Annotated in this window: 4 protein-coding genes and 1 pseudogene; 4 read left to right on the top strand and 1 reads right to left on the bottom strand. The window is 69.3% G+C overall.

Going from position 1 to position 5,265, the window contains the following annotated elements:
* From QZ847_RS14530 to QZ847_RS14545, 4 genes and pseudogenes are all read left to right on the top strand, one after another.
* Positions 1-209 (top strand): annotated as a pseudogene (locus tag QZ847_RS14530) (glycosyltransferase family 4 protein); the annotation flags it as partial.
* A gap of 45 nt (positions 210-254) precedes the next feature.
* The gene (locus tag QZ847_RS14535) at positions 255-1,901 is read left to right on the top strand and encodes an MFS transporter (RefSeq protein WP_294357710.1); all 1,647 of its coding nucleotides are present in this window, start codon (positions 255-257) and stop codon (positions 1,899-1,901) included.
* The gene (locus tag QZ847_RS14540; RefSeq protein ID WP_294357713.1) at positions 1,898-3,100 is read left to right on the top strand and encodes an HlyD family secretion protein; all 1,203 of its coding nucleotides are present in this window, start codon (positions 1,898-1,900) and stop codon (positions 3,098-3,100) included. The genes QZ847_RS14535 and QZ847_RS14540 overlap by 4 nt, the downstream gene beginning before the upstream one ends.
* Positions 3,097-4,488, top strand: coding sequence for an efflux transporter outer membrane subunit (locus QZ847_RS14545; protein WP_294357717.1), 1,392 nt, complete (start codon positions 3,097-3,099; stop codon positions 4,486-4,488). Before QZ847_RS14540 ends, QZ847_RS14545 begins: the two co-directional genes overlap by 4 nt.
* 7 nt (positions 4,489-4,495) lie before the next feature.
* On the opposite strand, the gene QZ847_RS14550 is transcribed toward QZ847_RS14545, so the two are convergent.
* The coding region (locus QZ847_RS14550) for a hypothetical protein (protein ID WP_294357719.1) at positions 4,496-5,265 on the bottom strand (770 nt) is incomplete at its 5' end.

Raw genomic sequence — 5,265 nt, forward strand, 5'->3', positions numbered from 1 at the left:
TCGCGATCAACCGCGGGTCGATGCCCGAGCTGATCGAGGACGGCGTCACCGGATTCCTGGTGGACAGCGTCGATGAAGCGATCGCAGCCGTCGCGCGCCTGCCCGAGATCGACCGCGCCGCCTGCCGCCGCGCGGTGGCGGAGCGCTTCTCGGTCGAACGCATGGCGGACCGCTATATCCAGCTCTACCGCCGCATCCTCGACCAGTGAGCGAAGTGGCTGACCTGCCGCGGTTTCCGGGTTTATAGGCAGGCCATGTTCGCCCGTCTCCGCCGCTTCCTGTCAGAGGAACATTGGGACTTCCTGCCCCATGAGATCCCGGCGATTCCCGGTTCGCCAGGGTCGGTCGAGCATCAGCTGCGCCACCGCATCGCTTATGGCGTCATCGCTGTGCTGCTCGGCCTGACGGGCGGGTTCGGCAATGCGCTGATCTCGGCGAACACCTATACGCTGCAAGGCGCGCTCGGACTCGATCCCGCCGAGATCGCCTGGCTGCCGACGGTCTATGTGATGACCAACGTCAGCATCAACCTGCTGATGATCAAGTTCCGGCAGGAGTTCGGGCTCCGCCCCTTCGCGATCATCTTTCTCGCGATCTACGTCGTCGTCACCTTCGCGCACCTGTTCGTGCGCGATTTCAGCTCGGCGGTGCTGGTGCGCGCGGCGGGCGGCATGGCGGGCGCACCGATCAGCAGCCTTGCGCTCTATTATCTGATGCAGGGTTTCCCGGCGAAGTGGCGGTTGCGCGCGGTGGTGGTCGGGATCGGCGTGCCGCAATGCGCGACGCCGATGGCGCGGCTGTTCTCTCCCGACCTCTTAGCGATGAGCCAGTGGCGGACGCTCTACCTGTTCGAGCTCGGGCTCGCCGCGATGAGCCTTGCCGCCGTCATCGCGCTTCGGCTGCCACCGACCAATCGGGTCAAGGCGTTCGAGCCGCTCGATTTCGTCACCTTCGTGCTCTTCGCCGGATCGATGGCGCTGTTCGCCGCGGTGCTCGGCCTGGGTCGGATCGACTGGTGGACGCAGGCGAACTGGATCGGCTGGGCGATGATCGCCGCGATCCCGATGCTCGCCGCCGCGCTGCTGATCGAGAGCGGGCGCGCCAACCCGCTGCTCAACACGCGTTGGCTGGCGAGCGCGGACATTCTGCGCTTTACGATCGTCACGATCATGGCGCGCATCGTGCTGGCGGAGCAGACCACCGGCGCGGTCGGGCTGCTGACCGTGCTGGGGCAGAACAACGACCAGCTCGTGCCGTTCTTCCTGATCCTGACGCTTGCGACCGCCGCTGGCGTCGTGGCGAGCGCGATCACGCTCAACATCGAGAAGCTGGCGCACCCGATCATGCTCGCGGTCGGGCTGGTCGCGATCGCAGCGTTCATCGATTCGCATTCGACCAGCCTGACGCGCGCGCCGCAGCTGTACGCAACGCAAGGACTGATCGCCTTTGCCGGCGCGTTCTTCCTCGGCCCCGCACTGCTGTTCGGCATGACGCGGGCGCTGGCGGCGGGCAGCGGTCACATCATCAGCTTCATCGCGCTGTTCGGCATCATCAATTCGATGGGAGGCCTGGGCGGCGCAGCGCTGCTTGGCACGTATCAGGTGGTGCGCGAGAAGGCGAACAGCGCCGCCTTGGTGCAGGGCGTCGACGTGACCGATCCGATCGTCACGCAGCGCATCCAGGCGGGTGCCGCCGGAGTCGGTCGCGTCGTCGGCGACCCGAGCTTGCGCAGCGCGGAGGGCGCGGCGCTGCTGTCGCAATCGGCGACGCGCGAAGCCAATGTGCTCGCCTACAACGACGTATTCCGGCTGGTCGCGGTGCTCGCCGCGCTGACCTTTTTATACCTCCTCTTCCTGCTGGTGCGACGTGCGATCCGCGCGCGTCGCGGAGTTACCGCATGACCGACCCGCGTTCCCCAAACGTTTCTCCGACGCCGATGACCGAGGAGAAGATCGCCGAGCAGGGCGGCGCACCGACGCCCGAGCCAGTCGCGGCACCCTCCTCAGCCCCCGCCTCGACCCCCGCCGCACCACAGGGATCGGGCTGGCATCCGCCGCAACTGAAGGCGGGCTCGGTCGTGCTGATCGTGGTGCTCGCGCTCGCGGGATTAGCCGCGGTGCTGGCGGCGTGGCGGATCTGGCCGTTCAACCCCGACGACCAGTCGACCGACAACGCCTATGTCCGCGGGCGCGTGACCGTCATCAGCCCGCAGGTGTCGGGCTATGTTACGCGCGTGCTGGTGCGCGATTTCGCCAATGTCGAGCAGGGGCAGCCATTGGTTGAGATCGACCGCCGCATCTACGCGCAGCGCGTCGAGGCGGCAGCCTCGCAGGTCGAGGCGGCGCAGGCGACGCTCGCCAACTCGCGCCAGCAGGCGGCGAGCCGGCAGGCGAGTTTCGGGGCGCAGGAGGCCGCGGTCGAGAATGCGCAGGCGCAGCTGATGCGCGCGCAGGCCGACATGGCGCGCGTCAACGATCTGGTGAAGGACGGCTCTGTCTCGCTACGCGAACGCGACCAGACGCTCGCCGCCTTGCGGCAGGCGCAGGCCGGCGTGCGCCAGGCGCAGGCCGCGCGCGAGATCGCCGGGCAGGACATTCGAACGGTTGAAGTCGGCCGCGGCGGGCAGCAGGCGGGCGTGTCGGGGGCGGAGGCGCAGCTGCGGCTCGCCCGCATCGACCTTTCCAACACGCTGATCCGCGCGCCTGAGCGTGGGCGCCTGTCCGAGATCGGCGTGCGCGTCGGCCAGTACGTGACCGCGGGATCGCAGCTGATGTTCCTCGTCCCGCCCGAGGTCTGGGTGATCGCCAACTTCAAGGAAGCGCAAACCGCGCGGATCGCGGTCGGGCAGCCGGCGAGCTTCACCGTCGATGCGCTCAACAACGCGCGCATCCGCGGCCATGTCGAGCGCATCTCACCCGCGGCGGGCAGCGAGTTCGCGGTGCTGAAGTCGGACAATGCGACCGGCAACTTCACCAAGGTGCCGCAGCGGATCGCGGTGCGCATCCGCATCGATCCGGGACAGGCACTCGCGGCAAGGCTGCGCCCCGGCATGTCGGTGCAGGCACGCGTCGACCTGAACGGCGCGCCGACGGTGCAATGAGGCGCGCCCTTCCCCTCGCGCTGGTGCTGGCGCTCGCAGGCTGCACACTGCCGGGCAAGCGCGCCGAGGCGCCCGCCGCTGCCGCGGTGGTGCCGCCGCCGGCGTGGCGGACGCAGACGCCGCCGGGGCAGCCGATCGCGCAAGCCTGGTGGACGAGCTTCGGCGACGCGCAATTGACCGCCCTGGTCGAGCGAGCGCTCGCCAACAACCTCGACATCGCAGTTGCCGCGGGGCGCGTCGAGGAAGCGCGTGCAGCGGAAGCGCTGGCGCGCGCGCAGCTGTTGCCGTCGATCGGCGGCCAGGTGCCGGAAACGCAGGGGCAGACGCTCAGCCCGTTCGGCACGCCTAGCCGCGCGCTGGGCGTCCAGCCCGCGATCACCGCCAGCTTCGACCTCGACCTGTTCGGGCGGCTGAAGCAGGCGAGCCGCGCGGCGCGTGCGCAATTGCTGGCGAGCGAGGGCGCGCGCGACACGGTGCGGCTCGCGGTCGCGGCGAGCACCGCAACGGGCTACATCACGCTGCGTGCGCTCGACCAGCGGCTGGAGATCGCGCGCGGGACGCTGGCAGCACGCAGCGACGCGCTCAGGATCGCGCGACGGCGGTTCGAGACCGGCTATTCGTCGCGCCTCGAACTCCGGCAAGCGCAGGCGGAATATGCCGCGACCGCGCAATTGGTACCGCAGGCGCAGCTCGCGATCAGCCGGCAGGAGAATGCGCTGTCGCTGCTGACCGGCGACGCGCCGCGCAGCATTCCGCGCGGGCTGTCGCTCGAGCGATTGCAGCTGCCGCCGATCCCGGACGGTTTGCCCGCCGACCTGCTGCGGCGCCGTCCCGACATCTTCCAGGCCGAGCAGACGTTGGTCGCCGCCGACCGCTCGCTCGACAGCCAGCGCGCGGCGATGCTGCCCAATCTGGCGCTCACCGGCTCCGTGGGCGTGGTGCTGTCGACTGCGCTGTCGAACCCGGTCGGCGTGTTCTCATTGGGCGCAAGCATCCTGTCGCCGATCTTCGACGGTGGGCGATTGCGCGCGCAGGAGCGTGGCGCAGTGGCGCGGCGCGATCAGGCCGCGTTCGCCTATCGCCGCACCGCGCTGTCCGCGTTCCGCGAGGTCGACGACGCGCTCGCAGGATATCGCCGCATCGCGCAGCAGGCGCAGGACCTGTCCGATCAGGCGGCGGCGGCGCGCGGTGCGCTGGAGAATGCGACCAACCGCTACCGAGCGGGCTATTCGGCCTACATCGAGCAGCTCGACGCGCAGCGCAGCCTGCTGAACGCGCAACTGTCGCTGGTGCAGGCCGAGGCCGATCGGCTGACCAACTTCGTCGCTTTGTATCAGGCGATGGGCGGCGGCTGGTCGCGCGCGGAGATCGACGCGACGCAGCGGTAGCGCGCGGTCAGGCGGTGCCGGCGATCCGCGCTTCCTCGTCGGCGTCGTCCACCTCCTCCATCTCGCGCGCGTCGAGCTTCGGCGGCTGCGCGATGAACGAGGTGATGATGAAGAAGCCGAGGTTCATCGCCTGCGTCAGCGCCCCGCCCGCGAGCAGCAGCCCCGCCATCGCCGCGCGCGGCCCAGCGATCGTGTTGCTCATTTCCAACCCCGCGCTCAAGAACAGCAGGTCGCGGTTGGGGATGATCGGCAGGCGCGAGATCACCATCTGCGCGGTCAGGAATACGAGCCACGTGCCCCAGCGCTCCTGCGGCAGCACCACCGCCCATTGTGCCGCCTGCAACAGCACGACGAGCGAGGTGCGCGAGACGTGGATGCCGAGCACGCTGACGGCCTGCCCTGCCGTCAGCGCGATCAGGTGGCGGCGCAGGCGGTAGAGCACCGGCAGCACGAATATTGCGGCGAGGATGCCAGCGACGATCAGCGCGGGTCCGGGGTGGAGCCAGTCGATGATCCGCCGCGCATTGCCGGTGGCGGCGAACAGCACCAGCAGCACCGCGGTGACGAGGCCCGACGACACCGCCGACAGGATCGCATTGTCCTTGAGCGCCACCAGAATGCGCTTGGTCTTGAGCCCGAAGCTCCGCTTCAGCCAGATCGCGAACATCAGCTCGCCCGAGTAACCGACCAGCGCGCTGTTGTAGACGCGCTTGCGGATCAGCACCGGGAACGCGCGCGGCAGCGCCCGGCGAAAGATGATGCGGTAGATCACCGTCT

Origin of the sequence: uncultured Sphingomonas sp. (assembly GCF_913778135.1) — a bacterium.
Classification (GTDB): Bacteria; Pseudomonadota; Alphaproteobacteria; order Sphingomonadales; family Sphingomonadaceae; genus Sphingomonas.

Coding starts and splice junctions, on each gene's coding strand:
- QZ847_RS14535 (WP_294357710.1), top strand. CDS start 255: ATGTTCGCCCGTCTCCGCCGCTTCCTGTCAGAGGAACATTGGGACTTC.
- QZ847_RS14540 (WP_294357713.1), top strand. CDS start 1,898: ATGACCGACCCGCGTTCCCCAAACGTTTCTCCGACGCCGATGACCGAG.
- QZ847_RS14545 (WP_294357717.1), top strand. CDS start 3,097: ATGAGGCGCGCCCTTCCCCTCGCGCTGGTGCTGGCGCTCGCAGGCTGC.